The 20,994-nt window shown below is 68.5% G+C and carries 20 protein-coding genes; 9 read left to right on the top strand and 11 right to left on the bottom strand.

Translation table 11 applies throughout. The features are described from left to right. On the top strand, nt 1-526 hold a 526-nt coding region (locus tag V6M51_RS13355; protein ID WP_332767907.1), incomplete at its 5' end, for a DUF2155 domain-containing protein. On the opposite strand, the gene aat is transcribed toward V6M51_RS13355, so the two are convergent. The 4 genes from aat to V6M51_RS13375 are packed head-to-tail and all read right to left on the bottom strand — an operon-like array spanning nt 466 to nt 3,451. Then, nucleotides 466-1,116: a leucyl/phenylalanyl-tRNA--protein transferase gene (gene aat / locus V6M51_RS13360; RefSeq protein WP_332767909.1), complete on the bottom strand. Its 651-nt coding sequence runs from the start codon at nt 1,114-1,116 to the stop codon at nt 466-468. The two genes, V6M51_RS13355 and aat, sit on opposite strands and share 61 nt — an antisense overlap. A 28-nt stretch (nt 1,117-1,144) precedes the next feature. Next, complete coding sequence (accC, locus tag V6M51_RS13365; protein WP_332767911.1) at nt 1,145-2,494, bottom strand: acetyl-CoA carboxylase biotin carboxylase subunit; 1,350 nt, start codon at nt 2,492-2,494, stop codon at nt 1,145-1,147. A 4-nt stretch (nt 2,495-2,498) separates the two neighbouring features. Further along, nucleotides 2,499-2,987 (bottom strand): acetyl-CoA carboxylase biotin carboxyl carrier protein, encoded by a 489-nt coding sequence (accB, locus tag V6M51_RS13370; RefSeq protein ID WP_332767913.1) that lies wholly within the window; start codon nt 2,985-2,987, stop codon nt 2,499-2,501. A 26-nt stretch (nt 2,988-3,013) separates the two neighbouring features. Then, nucleotides 3,014-3,451, bottom strand: coding sequence for a type II 3-dehydroquinate dehydratase (locus V6M51_RS13375; RefSeq protein WP_332767914.1), 438 nt, complete (start codon nt 3,449-3,451; stop codon nt 3,014-3,016). 87 nt (nt 3,452-3,538) lie between these two features. Here V6M51_RS13375 and thiS point away from each other — a divergent pair, with 87 nt between their 5' ends. The 3 genes from thiS to V6M51_RS13390 are packed head-to-tail and all read left to right on the top strand — an operon-like array spanning nt 3,539 to nt 5,332. Continuing rightward, nucleotides 3,539-3,739 (top strand): sulfur carrier protein ThiS, encoded by a 201-nt coding sequence (gene thiS, locus V6M51_RS13380; protein ID WP_332767915.1) that lies wholly within the window; start codon nt 3,539-3,541, stop codon nt 3,737-3,739. A 1-nt stretch (nt 3,740) separates the two neighbouring features. Beyond that, nucleotides 3,741-4,529 (top strand): thiazole synthase, encoded by a 789-nt coding sequence (locus tag V6M51_RS13385; RefSeq protein ID WP_332767916.1) that lies wholly within the window; start codon nt 3,741-3,743, stop codon nt 4,527-4,529. Then, nucleotides 4,529-5,332 (top strand): SDR family oxidoreductase, encoded by an 804-nt coding sequence (locus V6M51_RS13390; RefSeq protein ID WP_332767917.1) that lies wholly within the window; start codon nt 4,529-4,531, stop codon nt 5,330-5,332. The genes V6M51_RS13385 and V6M51_RS13390 overlap by 1 nt, the downstream gene beginning before the upstream one ends. A gap of 155 nt (nt 5,333-5,487) precedes the next feature. Here the strand turns inward: V6M51_RS13390 and V6M51_RS13395 are convergent, their stop codons facing one another. The 4 genes from V6M51_RS13395 to V6M51_RS13410 all read right to left on the bottom strand — a co-directional run bounded on the left by V6M51_RS13395 (nt 5,488) and on the right by V6M51_RS13410 (nt 12,106). Beyond that, a complete protein-coding gene (locus V6M51_RS13395; protein WP_332767919.1) occupies nt 5,488-7,035 on the bottom strand; it encodes an FAD-dependent oxidoreductase in 1,548 nt (515 codons plus the stop codon). A gap of 142 nt (nt 7,036-7,177) precedes the next feature. Further along, a complete protein-coding gene (locus V6M51_RS13400; protein WP_332767921.1) occupies nt 7,178-7,924 on the bottom strand; it encodes a DsbA family protein in 747 nt (248 codons plus the stop codon). 41 nt (nt 7,925-7,965) lie between these two features. Beyond that, nucleotides 7,966-9,372, bottom strand: coding sequence for a M48 family metalloprotease (locus V6M51_RS13405; protein WP_332767923.1), 1,407 nt, complete (start codon nt 9,370-9,372; stop codon nt 7,966-7,968). 97 nt (nt 9,373-9,469) lie between these two features. Then, nucleotides 9,470-12,106: an Rne/Rng family ribonuclease gene (locus V6M51_RS13410; RefSeq protein WP_332767925.1), complete on the bottom strand. Its 2,637-nt coding sequence runs from the start codon at nt 12,104-12,106 to the stop codon at nt 9,470-9,472. 450 nt (nt 12,107-12,556) lie between these two features. Between V6M51_RS13410 and V6M51_RS13415 the strand changes: the two genes are divergently transcribed. The 5 genes from V6M51_RS13415 (at nt 12,557) to V6M51_RS13435 (ending at nt 18,610) form a co-directional block, all read left to right on the top strand. Then, nucleotides 12,557-13,726: an N-acetylmuramoyl-L-alanine amidase family protein gene (locus V6M51_RS13415; protein ID WP_332767927.1), complete on the top strand. Its 1,170-nt coding sequence runs from the start codon at nt 12,557-12,559 to the stop codon at nt 13,724-13,726. A gap of 96 nt (nt 13,727-13,822) precedes the next feature. Further along, nucleotides 13,823-16,198 carry a penicillin-binding protein 1A gene (locus tag V6M51_RS13420; protein ID WP_332767929.1) on the top strand — a complete coding sequence of 792 codons (2,376 nt, stop codon included), beginning with the start codon at nt 13,823-13,825 and terminating at the stop codon, nt 16,196-16,198. A gap of 57 nt (nt 16,199-16,255) precedes the next feature. Beyond that, nucleotides 16,256-17,375, top strand: a protein-coding gene (gene prfB / locus V6M51_RS13425; RefSeq protein WP_332767931.1) for a peptide chain release factor 2 whose coding sequence is annotated in 2 segments (ribosomal slippage) — nt 16,256-16,324 and nt 16,326-17,375 — 1,119 coding nt in all. Because the reading frame shifts where the segments join, the coding sequence is not laid out codon by codon here. Between the two features lie 70 nt (nt 17,376-17,445). After that, entirely contained in the window at nt 17,446-18,153 is a 708-nt protein-coding gene (locus tag V6M51_RS13430; protein ID WP_332767933.1) for a 2-phosphosulfolactate phosphatase, read from the top strand. A gap of 13 nt (nt 18,154-18,166) precedes the next feature. After that, a complete protein-coding gene (locus V6M51_RS13435; protein WP_332767935.1) occupies nt 18,167-18,610 on the top strand; it encodes a DUF1801 domain-containing protein in 444 nt (147 codons plus the stop codon). Between the two features lie 10 nt (nt 18,611-18,620). Here V6M51_RS13435 and V6M51_RS13440 read toward each other — a convergent pair whose 3' ends face one another. From V6M51_RS13440 to V6M51_RS13450, 3 genes are all read right to left on the bottom strand, one after another. Further along, nucleotides 18,621-19,094 (bottom strand): bactofilin family protein, encoded by a 474-nt coding sequence (locus V6M51_RS13440; protein WP_442957651.1) that lies wholly within the window; start codon nt 19,092-19,094, stop codon nt 18,621-18,623. Further along, entirely contained in the window at nt 19,075-20,235 is a 1,161-nt protein-coding gene (locus V6M51_RS13445; protein WP_332767937.1) for a M23 family metallopeptidase, read from the bottom strand. Before V6M51_RS13445 ends, V6M51_RS13440 begins: the two co-directional genes overlap by 20 nt. 286 nt (nt 20,236-20,521) lie before the next feature. After that, on the bottom strand, nt 20,522-20,992 hold the full coding sequence (locus V6M51_RS13450) for a peroxiredoxin (RefSeq protein WP_332767939.1): 471 nt from the start codon (nt 20,990-20,992) through the stop codon (nt 20,522-20,524). Between the last annotated feature and the right edge of the window lie 2 nt (nt 20,993-20,994).

Below are 20,994 nucleotides of genomic sequence, written 5' to 3' on the forward strand. Positions count from 1 at the left end.
GCCGCTGGCCGTGCCGTCGCCGACCCCCGACGCCGCGCCGGCCGAGGAGGCCCCGCCCGTCCAGGTGGCCCCGCCGCCGCCGATCGTCACGCCGCCCATCGAGGCCGCCGAGGTGGCCCCCGCGCCGCCACCAAAGGCCCAGGTCGCCGCCAAGCCCGCGGAAGCCGCCATCAAGCGAGCGCGCTACGACGTCGCGGTGATCCAGGCCCTGGACAAGGTGACCGCCGAATCCATGCGCTTTGAGGCCGCGGTGGGCAAACCCGTGCGCTACAAGAATCTGGTGTTCACGGTGAAGGCCTGCGAACGCTCGGCCGAGGACGAAGCGGTGGAGGACTCCATGGTCCATCTGACCGTGGAATCCCAGCCGCGCCCGGCGCCCGGCAAGCCGGTCCCGCCGCCGCGCCAAGCCTTCCGAGGCTGGATGTACGCCGCCTCGCCGGGCCTGAACCCGCTGGAGCATCCCGTCTACGACGCCTGGCTGATCACCTGCAGGGCCGCCGCGCCCCCGCCTACCGCGCTGCGCTGAAACACCGCGTCCCGGCCTAGCGCGCGGCCCAGCCTGCGGCGGTACTCCGCGCGAGGAATCTCCTCGGCGCCGAACTGGGTCAAGTGCTCGGTCATGAACTGGGCGTCCAGCAGGACGAAGCCGTCGGCGATCAGCCGCGCCACCAAGTGCACCAGGGCCACCTTCGAGGCGTCAGTGGCCCGCGAGAACATGCTCTCGCCGAAGAAGGCGCCCGCCAGTGACACGCCATAGAGGCCGCCGACCAACCGGCCGTCCTTCCAGCACTCGACGGAATGTGCATGGCCTGTCTCGAACAACTCGCCGTAGAGGCGCTCGATCACCCCGTTGATCCAGGTCTCGGTCCGGCCCGACGTGGCCGCGGCGCAGAACTCGACCACCTGGCTGAAGGCGGTGTCGATGCGGATCTCGAACGGCTCGGCGCGGACGGTGCGGGCCAGCCGGCGCGAGACGTGGAAGCCCGCCAGCGGCAGGACACCGCGCTTCTCGGGATCGATCAGGAAGACCCGCTCGTCCTCACGGGCGTCGGCCATGGGAAAGACGCCGCGGGCGTAGCAGTCCAGCAGCTCTCGCGCCCCGAAGCGCCCGCTCATGGCCGGCGGCCTGCGGCGCGCGGGAGGGCTACGCCTCTGACTGGGCCTTCATCCATCGTTCCAGCCAGTGGATGTCGTACTTGCCCGCCAGGATGTCGGGCTGCTGCAGCAGATCCTGGAACAGCGGGATCGAGGTCTCGATGCCGCCGACCACCATCTCGCCCAGGCAGCGGTTGAGGCGCGCGATGCATTCCTCGCGGTCGCGGCCGTGGACGATCAGCTTGCCCACCAGGCTGTCGTAATAGGGCGGGATCGTGTAGCCGGCGTAGAGGGCGCTATCGAGCCGCACACCCAGGCCGCCCGGCGCGTGGAAATCGGTGACCAGGCCCGGCGAGGGGACGAAGGTCTTCGGGTTCTCGGCGTTGATCCGGCACTCGATGGCGTGGCCCTCGAAGACCACCTCTTCCTGCTTGAACGACAGGGGCATGCCGGCGGCGATGCGGATCTGTTCGCGGACCAGGTCGATGCCGGTGATGGCTTCGGTGACCGGATGCTCGACCTGCAGGCGGGTGTTCATCTCGATGAAGAAGAACTCGCCGTTCTCGTACAGGAATTCGATGGTGCCGACGCCCAGATAGCCGATGGCCTTGACCGCATCGACCACGACCTTGCCGATCTTGGCGCGGGCCGCGGCGTCGATGACCGGAGAGGGGGCTTCTTCCAGCACCTTCTGGTGGCGGCGCTGCAGCGAGCAGTCGCGTTCGCCCAGGTGGCAGACATTGCCGAAGCTGTCGGCGATGACCTGCAGCTCGATGTGGCGGGGGGTCTGGAGGTAGCGCTCCATATAGACTGCGTCGTCGCCGAAGGCCGCGCGGGCCTCGGCGCGGGCGGTGGAGACCGCCTCATAGAGTTCGTCCTGGTTCTGGGCGACTTTCATGCCGCGCCCGCCGCCGCCGGCGGCGGCCTTGATCAGGACGGGGAAGCCGATTTCCTTGGCCGCAGCGAAGGCCTCCTCCTCGGTGGTCACGGCGCCGTCGGAGCCGGGGACCACGGGGATGCCCGCGTCCTTCACCGCCTGCTTGGCGGTGATCTTGTCGCCCATCATCTTGATGTGCTCGGCCTTGGGGCCGATGAAGGTGAAGCCGTGGGCGGTGACAATCTCGGCGAAGCGGGCGTTTTCCGAAAGGAATCCGTAGCCTGGATGGATCGCCTGAGCCCCGGTGATCTCCGCCGCGGCGATGATCGAAGGGATGTTCAGATAGGACTTGGCCGCCGGGGCCGGGCCGATGCAGACGCTTTCGTCGGCCAGCCGCACCCACATGGCGCCGGCGTCAGCCTCGGAATGGACCGCCACCGTGGAGATGCCCATTTCCTTGCAGGCCCGGTGGACCCGAAGAGCGATCTCGCCCCGATTGGCGATGAGGATTTTCTCGAACATCGTCCTACTCGACGACGACGAGCGGCTCGCCGAACTCGACCGGCTGCCCATCCTCGACGAGGATCTCCACCACCTTGCCGGCCTTGGTCGCCGGGATGGGGTTCATGGTCTTCATCGCCTCGACGATCATCAGGGTCTGGCCTATGGCGACGGTGTCGCCCACCTTGATGAAGGGCGGCGCGTCCGGCTGGGGCTGCAGGTAGATGGTGCCGACCATGGGGGAGTTGATCGTGTCGGCCTTGCTGCGCGTTTCCGCCGCAGGGGCAGGCGCCGCTTCGGAGACGGGAGCCGCCGCCGCGGGGGCCGCATGGCTCTGCTGCACGGGCGGCGCATAGTGGATCGGCGCCGACGTCAGGGTCTTGGCGACGCGAATCTTCAGTCCGTCACGCTCGACTTCGATTTCCGAGAGGCCGGTGTCCGTGAGGATGTCGGCCAATTTGCGCACCAGACGCGCGTCGATCGGATCGGCAGGAGCCTTGGGACTGCTAGCCATATGAAAATCCTTAACTTGGTTGAGACCTAGCGGATGAGGCCCGCGGCGGCCTCGACGGCCAGTTCATAGCTCGCCCCGCCGAAGCCGGAGACCACTCCGGTCGCGGCCAGCGAGACATAGGTTTCGCGGCGGAACGCCTCGCGCGCCGCCGGGTTCGAGAGGTGGCACTCGATCACCGGAATATCCAGTGTTTTCAAGGCGTCCAGCAGGGCGACGGAGGTGTGGCCGTAGCCCGCGGGATTGATCACCAGGGCGCAGGCCTCCGTCCGGGCCTCCTGGACCCAGTCGATCAGCTCGCCCTCGTGGTTGGATTGCCGGAAGACGATGGCGCGACCTAGAGCGCCCGCACGTCGCTCGCACCGGGTGCGGACGTCGTCCAGGGTCTCTTTTCCGTAAATCTCCGGCTCTCGGACCCCCAGGAGGTTGAGGTTCGGTCCGCTAAGCACATAGATCGGTTTCGACATTCGGCTCCGCCGTCGATTCCGCCGTCTTGTAACGGTCGGCGGCGGGGGTCACAAGCATTGGGCGATTTGGCGCTTCACGAGGTCGTCATGACTTTGACTATCAACGGCGAGGAAAGGGCCTTCGGGAGCCTGTCCAGCATCGCCGCCCTGGTGGCGGAGCTGGGCCTCGACGCGCGTAAGGTGGCGGTGGAACGCAACCTGGAAATCGTTCCGCGCTCGGCCTATGGCGCCACGGCGCTCACCGACGGCGACCGTATCGAGATCGTGCATTTTATCGGAGGCGGCTGACATGGATGGATCAGTTCACAACCAGGACACTTGGACCGTGGCCGGCCGCACCTTCACCTCGCGGCTGATCGTGGGCACCGGCAAATACAAGGACTATGCGGAGAACGCCGCGGCCGTCGAGGCCGCCGGCGCGGAGATCGTCACTGTGGCCCTGCGGCGGGTGAACCTCAACGATCCCAGCCAGCCCATGCTGGTCGACTACGTGAAGCCCGACCGCTTCACCTTCCTGCCCAACACCGCCGGCTGTTTCAGCGGCGAGGAGGCGGTGCGCACCCTGCGCCTGGCGCGCGAGGCCGGCGGCTGGGACCTGGTGAAGCTGGAGGTGCTGTCGGACCCCAACCTGCTCTATCCGGACATGGAAGAGACCCTACGGGCCCTGAAGATGCTGATCGCCGAGGGCTTCCAGGTGATGGTCTATTGCACCGACGACCCGGTCTTCGCCCGCAAGCTGGAGGACGCCGGCGCCGCGGCCATCATGCCGCTGGCGGCCCCGATCGGCTCGGGCCTGGGCATTCTCAACGCGGTGAACCTCAAGATCATCATCGACCAGACCAAGGTCCCGGTGCTGGTGGACGCGGGCCTTGGCACGGCCTCCGATGCGACGCTGGCCATGGAGCTCGGTTGCGACGCCGTGCTGATGAACACCGCCATCTCCAACGCCAGGGACCCGATCCGCATGGCGCGGGCCATGAAGCATGCGGTGATCGCCGGCCGTGAAGCCTATCTGGCGGGCCGCATGCCCAAGAAGGTGTTCGGCGAGGCGTCCTCGCCGGCGGCGGGCCTGATCTGATGAGCCTGGCGAACGGACGCAAATCGATCTTCATCACCGGCGCGGCCTCGGGCATGGGCCGCGAGACCGCCAGGCTGTTCGCGGGCAAGGGCTGGTTCGTCGGCGGCTACGACGTCAACGGGGCGGGCCTGACGGCGCTGGAGGCCGAGCTGGGGGCCGGCAATTGTCTGGTCCGCACGCTCGACGTCACTGACCGCGAGGATTACCGCGGGGCCCTGGCGGCGTTCGGGGAGGCCACCGGCGGCCAGCTCGATCTGTTGTTCAACAACGCCGGGATCGGCCGGGGCGGCCCTTTCGCCGACCAACCGTTCGAGGACGTGATCGCCGTCGTCCAGGTCAATCTGATGGGGGTGCTGATCGGCATCCATGAGGGGATCGGCCTGCTGAAGGCGACGCCCAATTCGCTCTGCTTCACCACCTCGTCGTCCTCGGCCACCTTCGGCATGCCGGGGATCGCGGTCTATTCGGCCACCAAGCACGCGGTGAAGGGGCTGTCGGAGGCGCTGTCGGTGGAGTTCAAGGCCTATGGGGTGCGGGTCGCCGACGTCCTGCCGGGCCTGATCGACACGCCGATCCTGCCGCCCGAGGCGGTAGCCAACGCGCCCAAGGAAGGCCTGTTCCGGGCCATCCCGCCGGTCGAGGTCGCCAAGGTCGTCTGGGAGGCCTACCACGCCGACACCCTGCACTGGTACGTGCCCCCGGAGCTGGTGGAAATGGACAAGATGGCGACCGCCGCCCCCGAAGCCATGCGCGAGCAGATGGCGGCCGGCGGGCTGTTCAACAGACCGGCGGACGAGCCCTGACCTCAGATGCTCCCCCTCTGGGGGAGCTGTCAGCGAGGCTGACTGAGGGGGACTTTGACTCTGTCCACCGTGGATGAAGCCCCCTCCGTCTCGTCGCAAAGAGGCGACGATCCACCTCCCCCAAACCGCGCTGCGCGCTGGGGGAGGACCTATTCTTACGGCGCCTGGACGACGCCTTCGCGCAGGGCCGCGCGGGTCTTGGAGCCCGTGACGGCGACTTTCAGCATGTCGGCCTCCGGCTCCAGGCCGATGGCGCGCATCAGGGTCTCACGGTCCGGCCCTGGCTTGGGCGGATAGGCCGCCGCCTTCTGCTGACGGCCAGCGACCCAGTAGCCCAGCACCTTGGCCAGGTTGCCCGGCTTCTTCAGCCAGGCCGAGGGGTGCTCCAGCATGTGGAAGCCGCGCAGCGCCTGGCGCAGGAGCTGGGTATCGGAGCGGATGGCGATGCTCACCCCGTCCTCCATGAAGCTCTTCAGCACCCGGCTCTTCAGGCTGGGTCGGAAGCTGGGCGTCAAGGTCTGCTGCGCCCGCTTGATGGCCGAACGATCCTGGTCGCGCATGGTGGTGTAGTAGGGCCGCAGCTCGCGGGTGACCCGTTCCTGGAAGTCGACCATCCGCACCACCGGGTCGTCGGTCTCCACCAGCACGTCGCGCAACAGATAGGCCTGGACGGCGGCGAAGGAGCAGCCCCGGCCATAGAGCGGATTGGTGCGGATCAGGCTGTCGCCCAGGGCGAAATAGCCGATGACGGACGGGGCGCCGTCCTTGGCCAGATCGCGCCAGCGGCTGTGCAGTTCGCCCATGCCGAACACCCGGCTGACGCCCTGCGCCGTGGCCGGGTCGATCCAGGGAACCAGGCCCGGCATCCGCGCGCAGATGGCGTCGAACACCTCAGGGGCGACGATGGCCTTGCGCAGCTCCATCTCGATCTCCGGCACGCACAGGGTGATGGAGAAGCAGCCGTTGTCGGCCGGGAACACCCCGAACTTCAGGAAGCCCAGGTCGCCGGTGCCCGGCGCCTTGCCGCGCGGCGGTTCACTCACGCCGGGCAACAGCCGGTAGTGGCGGGTGAAGTAGAGGATGCCGCAGGTCTCGGTCTCCTCGAGGATCGGCGCCCCGGCCTCGACGAGCTGTTCGATCCCCGGTGAGGTACGGCCTCCGGCGTCGATCACCAGGTCGCCGATCACGTCGCGCGGCCCGGCCGCGTCGGCGACGGACACTCCCACCACCCGCAGGCCCTGGGGATCGTGCTGCACCAGCAGCTTGCGCACGAAGGTCTCCGAGGCGACCCGCACATTGGGCCATCGCTCCACGTAGCGGCGCATGACCAGCTCCAGGGTGGTGCGGCGGCTGGTCAGCACCACCAGGTCACGGTCGACCGTTTCGGGCCGATAGTCGGCCTTGTGCAGGTCGGTGAGCATGCTCTCGAAGCCGATCTCGCGGCAGCCGGCGCTCAGCAGGTCGGCCAGCAGCCGCGGATGCTCGTCCCGGATCAGGGTGCGCAGCCGCGCCAGGAAGGCGTGGCTGTGGCGCAGGTGGCCGACGCCGCGGCGGTTCCAGTCGTCGAAGGCCGTGTCGGGGTCGCCCTTGGGTGGCGGCGGGTCGCGTTCCAGGATCACGATATCGCGCCCGGTCGGCGCCAGCGCAAGCGCGGCGCACAGCCCGGCGATCCCCGATCCGATGACCAGCACGCGTTCGTGCATTCTGCTTCCTGGCCTCCGTCTCGACGGACTGGCGCCTAAGCGTAGAATCAAGCCTAGCCGCGCCGCGCCGCTCCGCAAAGCCTGACGTAGGGGAGGCCGCCGCGATCTACGGCCGCACGCCGTCAGCTCCGTTGGCGGCGGGCTAGCCGGTGGCGCCGTCGACCTTGGCTTGGTTGATGGTCTTCAGGTTGGCGGTCTTGGCCTCCGCGATCGCCGCGCGCAGGCCGGCCATGTCGGCGCCGGAGATCATCCGGTCGCCCACGATGAAGGCCGGGGTGCCGTCGATGCCGAGGTTTCCGGCCAGCGCCCGGGTGTCGGCCAGATGCTTCATCACCGCCGCGCCTCGGCCGTCGGCCTTGGCCGCCGCCGGATCGACGCCGGCGGCGCGCAGGTGGCGGTAGATGCTGTCCTCGCTGAGCGCCTTCTCGGCCATGAAGGCGCGGTGGAGCTCCAGGGTCTTGGGCTTGGCCTTGCGCGAGAGGATCACCTGGGCGGCCATGGCCGACTCGCGGGTCAGGATCGGGAATTCCTTGAAGACGAACCGGACGTCGGGGTTCTCCTCGATCAGCTTCAGCACCTCGGGGGCGCTGACCTTGCAGTAGCCGCAGCGGTAGTCGAAGAACTCCACCACAGTGGTCTTGCCGTTCGGATTGGCCACGAAGTCGCGCGGGTCGCGCTCCAGGGCGTCGCGGTGCTTGACCAGGCCCACCTTGGCGATGTTGGCGGCCTCGACCTGCTTCTTCTCCTGCAGCTTCTGGACCGCTTCCTCGATCACCTCGGGGTGGGCCAGCAGGTAGGCGCGGACCTTCTGACCGAAGGCGGCGTCCTCGGCCTTCTGGCAGGCGGCGAGCGACAGGAGGGCGGCGAGCGCCACGGCGGTGCGGAACATCGGGGTCATCCTGCGGAAATAGGCGATCGGCCGGCCTGGCGCTAGCGCGTGGAGCTGCGGACGATCGAGCCTTCCTTGGCAAGGTCCTTGAGGTCGTCCTTGCTGGGCTTGGAGGTGAGCACGATGTCGGTGGCGCGCCGCCACTCGGGCGTGTCCTTGGTCAGCTTCTCGCGGGCGCGCATGGCGAAGACCCGCGCCTGCTGGGCGTCGCCGAGGGCGAAGTGATATTCGCCGGTCGCCAGGCGGGCCAATCCCTCCTTGCCCTGCTTGTCATAGGCCTGGGCCAGCAGCCGCCAGGCCACGGCGTTGTCGTCTTCCTGGGTGAGCGCCTTGCGCAGCTCGGCCGCGCCTTCCTCGATCTTAACGGGCTCGTCCAGGGCGATCAGGGTCTGGCCCAGATTGACCCGCAGCAGGGGCGCGTCGGGCTTCAGTTCGACCGACTTGCGCTGGGGCTGCTCGGCCTCCTTGGCGCGGCCGAATTCGAACAGCACCTGTCCCTTGAGCTCCCAGAGATAGGGGTTCTTGGGCTGCTCGATTAGCAGGGCGTCGATCAGCTTCAGCGACTGGTCGGGCTGTTTCATCTGGTAGTAGGCGATCGAGCGGGCGTAGCGCGCGGCGTAGCTCGTATCCTTCTCGCCATACTTCACGATGGCCGTGGTCGGGTTGAGGAACCCGTCCAGCTTGGCCTTCATGACCTTGTGCTCCTCCATCGCCTCGGGCGTGTCGACCTTGTCGTAGCTGGCGTTCTGCTCGACGCGGTGGCGAAGGGAGTCGATCCGGGACGACGAGAGGGGGTGGGAGCGGAAATAGGCGAACCGCCGCGCCTCCTGGAACACCTCCTGGTAGCGGAACTTGTCGAAGAAGTCGGCCAGGCCCTTGCCCGAGATGCCAGCCCGCTCGAGCATCGCCGCGCCCGCCTGATCGGTGCGGCTCTCCTGCTCGCGGCTGTAGCCCATGGCGCCCAGGGTGCCGAAATATCCCGCGCTGCCCACCAGGCCGGCCGCCGCGTCGGGGGCGCCGGCCAGGGCCGCCAGGACACCCAGCCCCATGGTCAGCAGGAAGGGCTTCATGCCCGCCGAGCTCATCTCTCCCGAACGCGCCGAGTGACCGGCGGCCAGGTGGCCGACCTCGTGGGCGATGACGCCTTGAAGCTGGTTGGGATTGTCGGCTTCCAGGATCAGGCCGGTATAGACGGCCATGGTGCTGGGTGCGGCGAAGGCGTTCAATTCCTTCGAGCCGATCAACAGGATTTCGATGGATTTCGAATCGACGCCCGCCGCCTTGAACAGGGGCTCGGCGTCCTTGCGCAGGATCTCTTCGATCTCCGTGTCGCGGATCAGCGCCATGCCCTCGTCCTGGGCGCTGGCAGGCGCGGCGGGGAGGGCGATGCTGAAGGCGACGGCCGCCGCCAGGGCGGCGTGGGAAATGGAACGGGCAGGGGAGACCATGCCGAACAAACTCCTAGCGCCCCTCGCCAATCCGTCGTGCGAAGCCTAGCGCGCTTTCGGGCCGAGTGGAAACCAGGCCCGAAAGCGCATCTAGGTGCTAGCCCCGTCGCCACCAACCCTTGCGGGCCGCCGCGGGCGGCTTGGCGGTGATTTCGGCGGGATCGGGCTCGCGGGCGGCCACAACCGTCGGAGCCGGTTCCGGAGCAGGTTCCGGCTCGGGTTCGGGGGCGGCTTCCGCCACGGTCTCGACGACCGCTTCCGCCGCCGCCGCCTCGGCCGCGATGGCGGCCTTGGTGCGGCGCGCGCGCGGCTTCTTCACCGGCGCCGCCTCGACGGCGGGCTCCGGCTCGGGGATCGCTTCGACCACCGGCTCGACGACCGCCTCGGCCATGGGGGCTTCGGCCTCGACCACGGTTTCGACCGGGCTCTCACCGTCCTCGCCACGACCGCGTCCGCGGCCCCGGCGCGAGCGGGTCTTCTTCGGCTTGTCGTCGACGGCGGGCAGCTCGACCCAGACATCGACATCCGGACCGCTGATCACCGGCTGAGCCTGCGAGACAGGCGCGGCGGCGACCGGACGTTCGTCATTGGCGGCCACCGGCGCGCGCGGCGTCGGGATGTCTTCCGCCGGATCGTGCCAGACGAACGGATCGTCGCCGTAGGGCACCCACGGGCGCGTCCAGGAGAACACGTCGGTCGGACGCCCGTCGTCGCGCATTCGGCGACCGCCACGGCGACCGCGGCGGCGACGCCGGCCACCCTGGCCGTCGTCCTCGGTGTCGGAGCCGGCGGCCTCGGTCGCGGCGGGAACCGCGGCGGCGGCAGGACGATCGGAGGCCTCGCGCGGCTCGCCGTCGCGGCGACCGCGCCGCCGCCGGCGGCGACCGCGGCGCTGACCGCGATCGTCATCACCGTCGTCGGCGTCCTGCAGGCGATGCTCGGCCTCGTCGTCGTCGGTGGCCTCGCGCTCGATCGCCTCTTCGTCCTCGTCCTCAAGGTCTTCTTCGTCCTCGTCTTCGTAGGTCTCGTCGGCGAGATCCTCGTCGACCGGTTGGTAGGCCTGGATCGGAGCGCGGCTGATCAGGGCCTGGTGTTCGGGCCGCGTCTCGCTGGAGGTCCGCTCGATCTCGTGGTCGGCGTGGGCCAGGGCGTCGTCGATCACGATGGTGATGAACAGGCCCAGGCTCTCATGCACGCGCGCCAGATGGTTGCGCTTCTCGTTGAGGATATAGAGGCCGACCGCGCGAGGGACCTTCAGGGTCGCCTCGCCGCCGCCCTTCAGGGCCTCGATCTCCAGGGCGCGCAGCGCGGTGAGCGCGCTGGACTCCACCGTGCGCACACGTCCCGCGCCGCCGCAGTGTTCGCAGACGTGGGTGGTGCCTTCCAGCACGCCGGAGCGGCGGCGCTGGCGGCTGATCTCCATCAGGCCGAAAGAGCTGATCTTGCCCATCTGGACGCGGGCGCGGTCGTCCTTCAGCGAGTCCTTCAACTTCTTCTCGACGGCCCGGTTGTTCTTCGACTCATCCATGTCGATGAAGTCGATGACGATCAGGCCGGCCAGGTCGCGCAGGCGCAGCTGGCGGGCGGCCTCCTCGGCCGCTTCCATGTTGGTCTTGAGCGCGGTGGCCTCGATGTTCCGCTCGCGGGTGGCGCGGCCGGAGTTCACGTCGACGGCGACCAGCGCTTCGGTCTGGTTGATCACCAGGTAGCCGCCGGACTTCAGCGGCACGACCGGCGAGTAGATCTGGCTGAGGTGGTCCTCGATCCGGTACTTCACGAACAGCGGCATCGGTTCGCGATAGGGCTGAACCTTCTTGGCCTGGGACGGCATCAGCATGCGCATGAACTCGCGCGCTTCCTTGAAGCCGGCCTCGCCCTCGACCCAGACCTCGTCGATATCCTTGTCGTAGAGGTCGCGGATCGTCCGCTTCACCAGGTCCTCTTCCTCATAGATGAGGGCGGGGGCCACGGAGTGCAGGGTAGTGTCGCGGATGTTCTCCCACAGGCGCAGGAGATACTCGTAGTCGCGCTTGATCTCGGCCTTGGTGCGCTTGGCGCCGGCCGTGCGCACGATCAGGCCCATGCCGTCCGGCACGTCCAGGCTCTGGACCACGCCCTTCAGGCGCTTGCGGTCGGTGGCCGTGGTGATCTTGCGCGAAATCCCGCCGCCCCGGGCGGTGTTGGGCATCAGCACGCCGTAGCGGCCGGCCAGGGACAGGTAGGTGGTGAGCGCCGCGCCCTTGTTGCCGCGCTCTTCCTTGACGACCTGGACCAGCATGATCTGCCGGCGGCGGATCACTTCCTGGATCTTGTAGCGCCGCATCAGCCGCCGGCGGCGCCGGGCGACCTCCTCCTCCATGACGTCGTCGTCGTCGAGGGCGGCGTCGTCCTCGTCCTCGTCGTCATTGGACGAGGAACGGCCGCGAGGCTCGTGGTGGTCGTCCTCTTCCTCGGCTTCTTCGCGCATCAGCGCTTCCCGGTCGGCGACCGGGATCTGGTAGTAGTCGGGGTGGATTTCGTTGAAGGCCAGGAAGCCGTGGCGATTGCCGCCGTACTCGATGAAGGCCGCCTGCAGCGACGGCTCAACGCGCGTCACCTTGGCGAGATAGATATTACCTCTGAGTTGTTTGCGGTTCTGGCTCTCGAAATCGAATTCTTCAACTCGGGTTCCGTCGATCACCACCACGCGAGTTTCCTCGGCGTGAGCGGCGTCGATAAGCATCTTCTTGGGCATTAAGGCGATCTCCGTGGCGCGCCGCGAACTCGAGGTTCGGGCGCCGCCGGTTTTGCAGGAGGGCGCGCGCGCATCCGCCGTTCGCGGTGTCGAAAGCGACATCGCGGGCGGTAGGCCGGAAAGGGGCTCGAGCGGCGCTGCCCATTGGTGTGTTCCCAGGCGCGCCCCACTCAGCGGGACGCGGATCGGATGATGCGTCGTCGCCGAGGGGCGATGAGCTGACGCTGGCTTCGCGCGGACTGCAGCCTTGCGACGCAAGGCGCGCTCCAGCGCGGCGCGACATTGCAACACTAAGCGACAAAAGGAAAGCGGTGCGGTCGTCGTGGCCGGGACCCGCGCGGGTTAACCGTTTGTCCACGCCGCTTAAGGCTATATGACGGTTCAGATTCAAACTGTTGCGTGTGGGGTTGGATGTTCGCGCGGGTTGGCGGACTGTTTCGGGCGAATGGCGTGCGCGTGCTGGCCGCGGCGGCCGCGGGCGTCTGCTGTCTGGCCGTCGTCGCCGCCGCCCAGGCCGCAAACGTCACCGCCGGAATCCTGAAGGTCCGCCTCGGCGGCGACCAGGTCGAGACCCGCATCGTCATCGACATGAACCGCTCGGCCACGGGCAAGATCGCTTCGGACGGAGCGCAGGACCGTCGGCTGGTGCTGAACCTGAACGGCGCCTCGGTGGAGGGGCCGCTACAGGGCGCGGGCCTGGGGCTCGTCAAGAATTGGGTTGTGGATCAAGGCGCTGCGGGCGCGCGGCTGAGGATCGACCTCGCCGCCGACGTGGTCGTCAAGCGCCGGTTCCTGCTGCCGCCGGCCGACGGGATCGGCAACTACCGCTATGTGATCGACCTGGCCGCCAAGGCGCCGCCTACCCGGACCATGGTCGCCGCCGGCGCCCGCATGACCTCGGCGGCCCTGCCTGTGATTCCGGTCACCGCGCCGCCGCTTTCGCTCAAGAAGGTTATCGTCATCGACGCCGGCCACGGCGGCAAGGATCCTGGCGCCAAGGGCGCGACGGGCGCTGAGAAGGACGTGACCCTGGCCGCGGCCCGGGCGCTCAAGACCCGACTTGAGAAGAGCGGCCGCTACAAGGTCGTGATGACCCGTGATTCGGACGTCTATGTCGCCCACGACATCCGGGTGAAGATCGCCCGGCGCGCCGACGCGGACCTGTTCATCTCCCTTCACGCGGATTCCGGCACCGATTCGAGCCTGCGCGGCGCCAGCGTCTACACCCTGGCCGATCGCGCCAGCGGCCGTTCGGCCAAGTTCGTCAACAAGGACGACTGGTTCATGCGGGCCGGAAGCCATGGCGACAACGGGGTCTCGACCATCCTGCTGGACCTGACCCAGCGCATGACCCGCAACCGTTCGGCCACCTTCGCCGAGGTGCTGCTGTCGCGGATCGACGACCACCAGCAGCTCTTGCGCCGCAGCCACCGCGAGGCGGGCTTGGCCGTGCTGCTGGCTCCCGACGTGCCCGCCGTGCTGCTGGAGATGGGTTTCATCACCAATCCAGCCGATGAAGCGACCCTGCGCGACACCGGCAGCCGCGGCCGCCTGATGGGCGGCGTCGCCGACGCCATCGACGACTACTTCGGCCAACAGACCCGTCTCGCCTCTCGCTGATCGCCGACCTTCGCGCTTAGGGCCGTTGGCGCCTGGAGCGATGCACGCTAGATCAGATTCCAGCGGGGCCCGGCGGTCCGCGGAGGTCAGTCAGTCTTGAATCCCCCCGAAAGATGGGTCGCGATCGCCGGCGTCGCCGTGCTGAGCGCAATCGCCTTGGCCGGGTTCGCCATCGCCATCTACGCCGCATGGCTGTTCCACGACATGCCCGACGCGGGCGATCTGGTGGACTATCGCCCGCCTACCGCCACGCGCGCCTATGCCTGGGACGGGGTGCTGATCGGGGAGTTCTCCCGCGAGCGGCGCATCTACGTGCCCTATGACGCCATGCCGCCGCAGCTCGCCCAGGCCTTCCTGGCGGCCGAGGACCGCAATTTCTTCCGCCATGCCGGGGTCGACACCTTCGGCCTGATGCGGGCCATGGCCAAGAACGTCCAGAACGCCGCCCAGGGCCGGCGCCTGGAGGGTGGCTCGACCATCACCCAGCAGGTCGCCAAGAATGTGCTGCTGACCAGCGACGCCACGGTGGGGCGCAAGCTGAAGGAAGCCATCCTGGCCGGGCGGCTGGAGCAGACGCTCAACAAGGAACAGATCCTCGAGCTCTATCTGAACGAGATCTGGCTGGGCTACCGGTCCTACGGGGTGGGCGCGGCGGCCTACAACTATTTCGGCAAGTCGATCTCGGATCTCACCCTGGCCGAGAGCGCCTATCTGGCGGCCCTTCCCAAGGGGCCGGACAACTACCACCCCCTGCGCCGCAAGCAGCAGGCGATCATCCGCCGCAACTGGATCTTGGACCAGATGGCCGGCCTGGGCTGGGTCAGCCGCCAGGCCGCCGAGGCCGCCAAGCGCGAGGATCTGAAGGTCCAGAACGCCCCCAGCCGCGCCAAGTACCGCGACGGCGACTTCTTCGTCGAGGAGGTCCGCCGCCGGGGCCTGGCGACCCTGGGGCCGCGCCTGAACGAGGGTGGCTACTACATGCGCACCACGCTCGATCCGCGGCTGCAGACGGCCGCACGGGTGGCGCTGATGAACGGGCTCGAGGCCTACGACCGCCGCCATGGCTGGCGGGGGGCCTGGGGGAGGGTCGAGGTGGCCGATGGCTGGGAGGCCATGGCCAAGAAGAAGAAACCGCCGGCCGAGCGACGCGACTGGCGCGCGGCCCTGGTGACAGAGTCCTCGGGGACGATGGTTCGGGTCAAGACAGCCGACAGCGGGATGACCGGTGGGATCATCAGCCAGGACGTGGCCTGGGCCCAGGCGGGCAAGGGGCTCAATGTCGGCGACCTGGTGTTCGTCGAGCCCGCCGAGGGCGGCGGCTTCCACCTGCGCCAGATTCCCATCGTCAACGGCGCCCTGGTCGCCATGGAGCCCAATTCCGGGCGGGTCCTGGCGTTGGTGGGCGGCTATTCGTTCTCGCTGTCGAACTTCAACCGCGCGACCCAGGCGATGCGCCAGCCGGGCTCGGCCTTCAAGCCGATCGTCTACGCCGCGGCCCTGGAGAACGGCTACACGCCGTCCAGCGTGGTGATGGACTCGGCGATCACGCTCAAGGGCGCCGCCGGCCAGAACTGGACGCCGGAGAACTACAACAAGAAATACTACGGCGCGCTCACCCTGCGCCGCGGCCTGGAGCTGTCGCGCAACGCCATGACCGTGCGTCTGGCCCAGGGCGTGGGCATGACCAAGATCAGCGAGCTCGCCAAGCGGATGGGCGTGGTCAAGGACATGGATAAGGTGCTGGCCATGGCGCTGGGGGCGGGGGAGACCACGCCCTTCAAGCTGACCTCGGCCTACGCCACCTTCGTCAATGGCGGCCGCCGCATCGAGCCGCACCTGATCGAACTGGTCCAGGACCGCAACGGCGAGACCATCTTCCGGGCCGACAAGCGCGAATGCCCCCGCTGCGGCGCGGGGTTCAACGGCGACGAGAGCCCCCGGGTGCCGCCCGGCGGCGACCAGGTGATGGACCCGATCACCGCCTATCAGATCACCTCCATGCTGCAGGGCGTCGTCCAGCGCGGCACGGCGACCTCGGCCCTGGTCCTGGATCGTCCGGTGGGGGGCAAGACCGGCACCACCAACGAGTACCGCAGCGCCTGGTTCGTGGGCTTCACCCCGCAGATCGTGGCCGGGATCTTCGTCGGCTTCGACGACAACCGGGGCCTGGGCAACGGCGAGACCGGCACCACGGCGGCAGTGCCGATCTTCATCGAGTTCATGGCCGAGGCGGCCAAGGACCTGCCCAAGACCGAGTTCAAGGCGCCCACCAACGCCAAGTTCGCCATGGTCCGCGGCATCCGCGAGGCCTTCCGGCCGGGGACGGAGCCGCAGGTGCGGCTGCCCAGCGCCGCCGCGTCCAGCGCCGGGCCGCAGCCCTACAACCAGGTCTGGCCGGACGGCAAGTTGACCCCCAACGCCACGCCCCCGCCGCCCGCGAAGAAGCCGGACGACATGACCGGATTGTATTGAGGCGCGGCGCACGCTATCTGCCGCGACCCCAGAGCACGTCTGGTTCGGAGATTTCCCATGAGAGTGGATGTCGAGGCCGCCAAGGCCGACATCGAGCAGTCGATCGACCTGCTCAGGAGGCGTCTTTGACTGGGAACCGGCCCTCCGCAAACTCGATGAGCTGAACGCCCGCGTCGAGGACCCCACCCTGTGGGACAACGCCGCCTCGGCCCAGGCCACCACCCGCGAACGCTCCAAGCTCGCCGCTCAGATCGAGGCGGTGAAGTCGCTCGAGCGCGATCTGGCCGACGCCGTCGGCTACGCCGAGATGGCCGACGAGGAAGGCGACGAGGCCTCTCTCGAGGAAGCCCGGGCCCAGCTGAAGGGCATCAAGGAACGCGCCGCCCGCGCCGAGCTGGAGGCCCTGCTGTCGGGCGAGGCCGACGGCAACGACGCCTTCATGGAGATCAATTCCGGGGCCGGCGGCACGGAATCCAATGACTGGGCCGGCATGCTGCTGCGCATGTACACCCGCTGGGCCAACGCCCACGGCATGAGCGTCGACTTCCTGGAGGAGACCTCGGGCGAACAGGCCGGCATCAAGTCGGTCACCCTGCAGATCAAGGGCCCCAACGCCTATGGCTGGCTGAAGACCGAGGCCGGGGTGCACCGGCTGGTGCGAATCTCGCCCTTCGACGCCGCCGCCAAGCGCCACACCAGTTTCGCCTCCGTCTGGGTCTATCCGGTGGTCGACGACACCATCGAGATCGAGATCAACCCCTCCGACGTGCGCACCGACACCTACCGGGCCTCCGGCGCCGGCGGCCAGCACATCAACAAGACCGACTCCGCCGTGCGCCTGACCCACATCCCGACCGGGGTGGCCGTGGCCTGCCAGGCCGGGCGATCCCAGCACCAGAACCGCGAGGAAGCCTGGAAGATGCTGCGCGCCCGGCTCTACGAGCTGGAGCTGCAGCGGCGCGAGGCCGAAGCCCAGGCGATCGCCGACCAGAAGACTGACATCGGTTGGGGCCACCAGATCCGCAGTTACGTCCTGCAGCCCTACCAGATGGTCAAGGACCTGCGGACCGACGTGGAGACCTCGGACACCCAGGGGGTGTTGGACGGCGACCTGGACGAATTCATGGGCGCCTCCCTGGCCCAGCGGGTCGGCTCGACCCGGGACGCCACCGCCTAGCTACGGCGGCGTTTGCAATTCGGGCCGGGCGAGCGTCTTGATTTGGGCGTTCAGCGAGGAGCGGGTTGCGATGCAAAAGGTCCGCTGCGAATGGGGGCTGCAGGGCGTCGAGGCGCTGCGCGACCGGTGCGCCGTGCTGGTGATCGTCGATGTGCTGTCCTTCTCCACCGCCGTCGATGTGGCGGTCCACCGGCATGCGAAGATCTATCCGTTCCCGTACGGCGACGAGGACGCCGCCCGGGACGAGGCCGCGCGAGTGGGCGCGCGCCTCGCGGCGAGCCGAAGGGCAGGGGGCCAGCTCAGCCTGTCGCCGGCCAGCCTGCTGAAGCTCAATCCCGGCGAACGCCTGTTGCTGCCGTCGCCGAACGGTTCGCGGCTGTCCCTGGCCGGGGGCCACGCCACGGTGCTGGCGGGTTGCCTGCGCAACGCCTCGGCCGTGGCGGCCAAGGCCCGCGCCCTGGCGAACGGTCACGACATCGCGGTCATCCCAGCCGGCGAACGCTGGCCGGACGGTTCCCTACGACCGGCCATCGAGGATCTGATCGGCGCCGGGGCGGTGATCGAGGCCCTGGGCCTGGCCGCGTCGGCGGAGGCCCAGGTGGCCTGCGAGGCGTTCCGCTGCGCCAAGCCGCACCTGCCAGCGCTTATCGGCGACTGCATGTCAGGTCGGGAACTAAGCGACCGCGGCCACGAGCGGGATGTCGAGATCGCACTGGAGCTGGACGTCAGCCATTGCGCGCCTGTGCTGAAGAACGGCGCCTATGAGGACGCGGCTTAACCCAGGAGGTCAGATGAGCCAGCTGTTCCGGCTCTCCGGTGCGGTCCAGCGGGACCCCGAGATCGAGGCCTGGTTTTCCGGTGTCGTCCGCCTTGACCGCGAAAGCGACGTCTGGCCGCCGGAACCGGAAGACGAGCTGCGCCGGGTCGCGCGGACTTGGTTCGAACAGATGCGCGGCTGCGGCGCCGACGTCCGCGAGCTCATGCACGATGGCTGCCCCGTCGCCTGCGTGGAGGACGCGCCGTTCGGCTACGTCAACGCCTTCAAGGCCCATGTGAACGTTGGCTTCTTCTGCGGGGCCATGCTCGACGACCCGGAGGGCCTGCTGGAAGGCGCTGGCAAGCGGATGCGGCACGTAAAGATTCGCGGGCCGCGGCAGGTGAACGCGGACGCCTTGCGCGACCTCATAGCCGCGGCCTACGAGGACATCCGGATGCGACTTAGGTCCGAGCCGTGAGGGGCTGGGCTCAGCCCACCTGGGCGCTCGGTTCGCGGACCTCGGTCTCCGAGACCAGGGTCGGGGCGGAGATAGCCGGCGGCGCGGCGGGGCGCTGGAACTTCAGGCTGCGGCCCTGGAAGAAGGCGCCCGATTCCATGGCCAGTTGTTCGTGGGTGATGTCGCCGTCCACATAGGCCGTGCCGTGCAGGCGGACCTGCTTGGCGCTGATCTGGCCGATGACCCGGCCGCGGGTCTCGACGACCTCGGCGAAGATCGCGCCCTCCACATGACCGGTCTCGCCGATGGTGACCTTGTCCACGCGGACCTCGCCGCGCACCACGCCGTCAATCTGCAGCTCGCCCTCGCCGATGACGCTGCCTTCGATGGTGATGTTGTCGGAGATCAGCGAGGGGGTCCGCGGCGCCTTGCGGCCCGCCTCGGGAGGCGCCGCCATGTCCGGAACCAGCTTGTCGGAGGTGCTCTTAGTCGCCTTGGAGAACATAGTCGCCCGCCTTCACGTAACGGCCGGGGTTCTGCGCCCGTCCGTTGACCCAAACCTCATAATGCAGGTGCGGGCCGGTGGAGCGGCCCGTGGAGCCCATGGCTCCGATCCGCTGGCCCACGGCGACGCGCTGGCCCGGACGGACCGCGATGGCCTGGAGGTGGGCGTAGCGGGTCTTGAAGCCGCGGCCGTGGTCGATCTCGATGGTGTTGCCGTAGCCCGACCGCACGCCGGTGAACGACACCACGCCCGGCGCGGTCGACTGGATCGGGAAGTTGTAGCCGCCGGTGAAATCCAGGCCCGAATGGAAGGCCGGGCGCCGGGTGAAGGGGTCGAAGCGGACGCCGAAGCCGCTGCTGGTGCCGGTGGAGACCGGGCGGGCGAAGGGCAGGTTCTGCGCCGCCTCGGCCAGGGCTCCAGCCTCGGAGAGGTTGGTGGCCGCGTGCTGGATGCGCTGGGCGAAGCCCTCGTCCACATCCAGGACGGCGGCGAGGGCCCGGGGATCCTTGGCCTCGATCAGCGGCCCGCCGAGCGAGCCGCCCTTGGGCACATAGGACGAGGGCGTCAGGCCGGCCAGGCGGAAGGCCAGGCGCAGGCGGTCGGCGCGGGTCTTGGCGAAGTCGTCGGCCGCGTCGATCAGCCGTTCCTGGCCGGCGCGCACCAGCTCGATGCGGCGCATGGGGCTGACGGTGGCCGGGATGTTGCTGGCCTTGCGGATGGTGGGGGCGAGCGCCACGGCGACGCCGGGAGCGTCCTTGATGTCGCTGAGCAGCATGGCGAGCGCCGCGTGGCGCTTCTCGACGGTGATGGCCAACTGGTCCACGCCGCCCTCGGCGGCGGTCAGCTGCGCCACGGCGCTGTTCAGCCGGGCTTCGCGGTCGGCGACCAGGCGCTCAGACTTGGCCTGCATGCGGGCCAGTTCCTGGTCGTGGCCCGATATCGCCATGGCGTTGACCAGCATGGCCGCGGTGCAGACGCCCATCCACAGCGCGCCAGCCGCCACCGCGCCGGCGCCGGCCAGCTGTTTGCCGGTGGTCAGTACGAACGCCCGCATTTCCCCGCCGGAGCGGACATAGAGATGTCTTTCGGGAAATAGCTCATCAAGCGATCGGCGAAGGCGCGCAAAGCGTGTCATTTCCACCGCGTCGGCTACGGAACTTTTTGGTCCCGCGGATATGCAGTGAGAATTGGAAAACGCGCAAGACCCTTCGCGCCGCGAGGGCGATGAGCCTGAGTCTGAGGATTGTTAATCGCGTTGGTTAACGGGAGCTGAACGGCCAAGCTAGGGCCGTTCGCGCCGCCTTGCCCGCCAAGGCCCAGATCGCCGGCCGCCGCGACATATCTACAACAATTGGAAGCGGAAGCCGGACCCTCCGCCGGCCACGCCAAAGCGCGGCGATGCGGCGGTCGGCCGCAGCGCAACACGCTTAAGCTTTAAGGGATTTCACAGCCTCGAGGACGGCTTCGGCATGGCCATCGACTCGGACCTTGCGCCAGATTCGGACCAGCTTGCCGTCGGCCCCGATCAGGAAGGTCGAGCGATCTATGCCCATGTACTGGCGGCCATACAGGCTCTTCTCGATCCAGGACCCATAGGCCTCGATCATGGTTCCTTCCGGGTCCGAACCCAGGGGCACGGTGAGGTCGTACTTGGCTGTAAATTTCGCGTGACGAGCCAGGCTGTCCTTCGAAACGCCCAGAACCGAGGCGCCCGCTCTGGCGAAATCGGCCGCCAAGGCGCTGAACTGCTGCGATTCCTTCGTGCAGCCGGGGGTGTCGTCCTTCGGGTAGAAATAGACCACCAGGGGCTTACCCTTGAAGCTGGCGAGCGTGATGGGGCCGTTGGCCCCGGCCAGTTCGAAGTCGGGCGCCGGGGCGCCTTCGGTCAGTTCGGACATCG

This window comes from Phenylobacterium sp., assembly GCF_036677185.1.
Classification (GTDB): domain Bacteria; phylum Pseudomonadota; class Alphaproteobacteria; order Caulobacterales; family Caulobacteraceae; genus Phenylobacterium.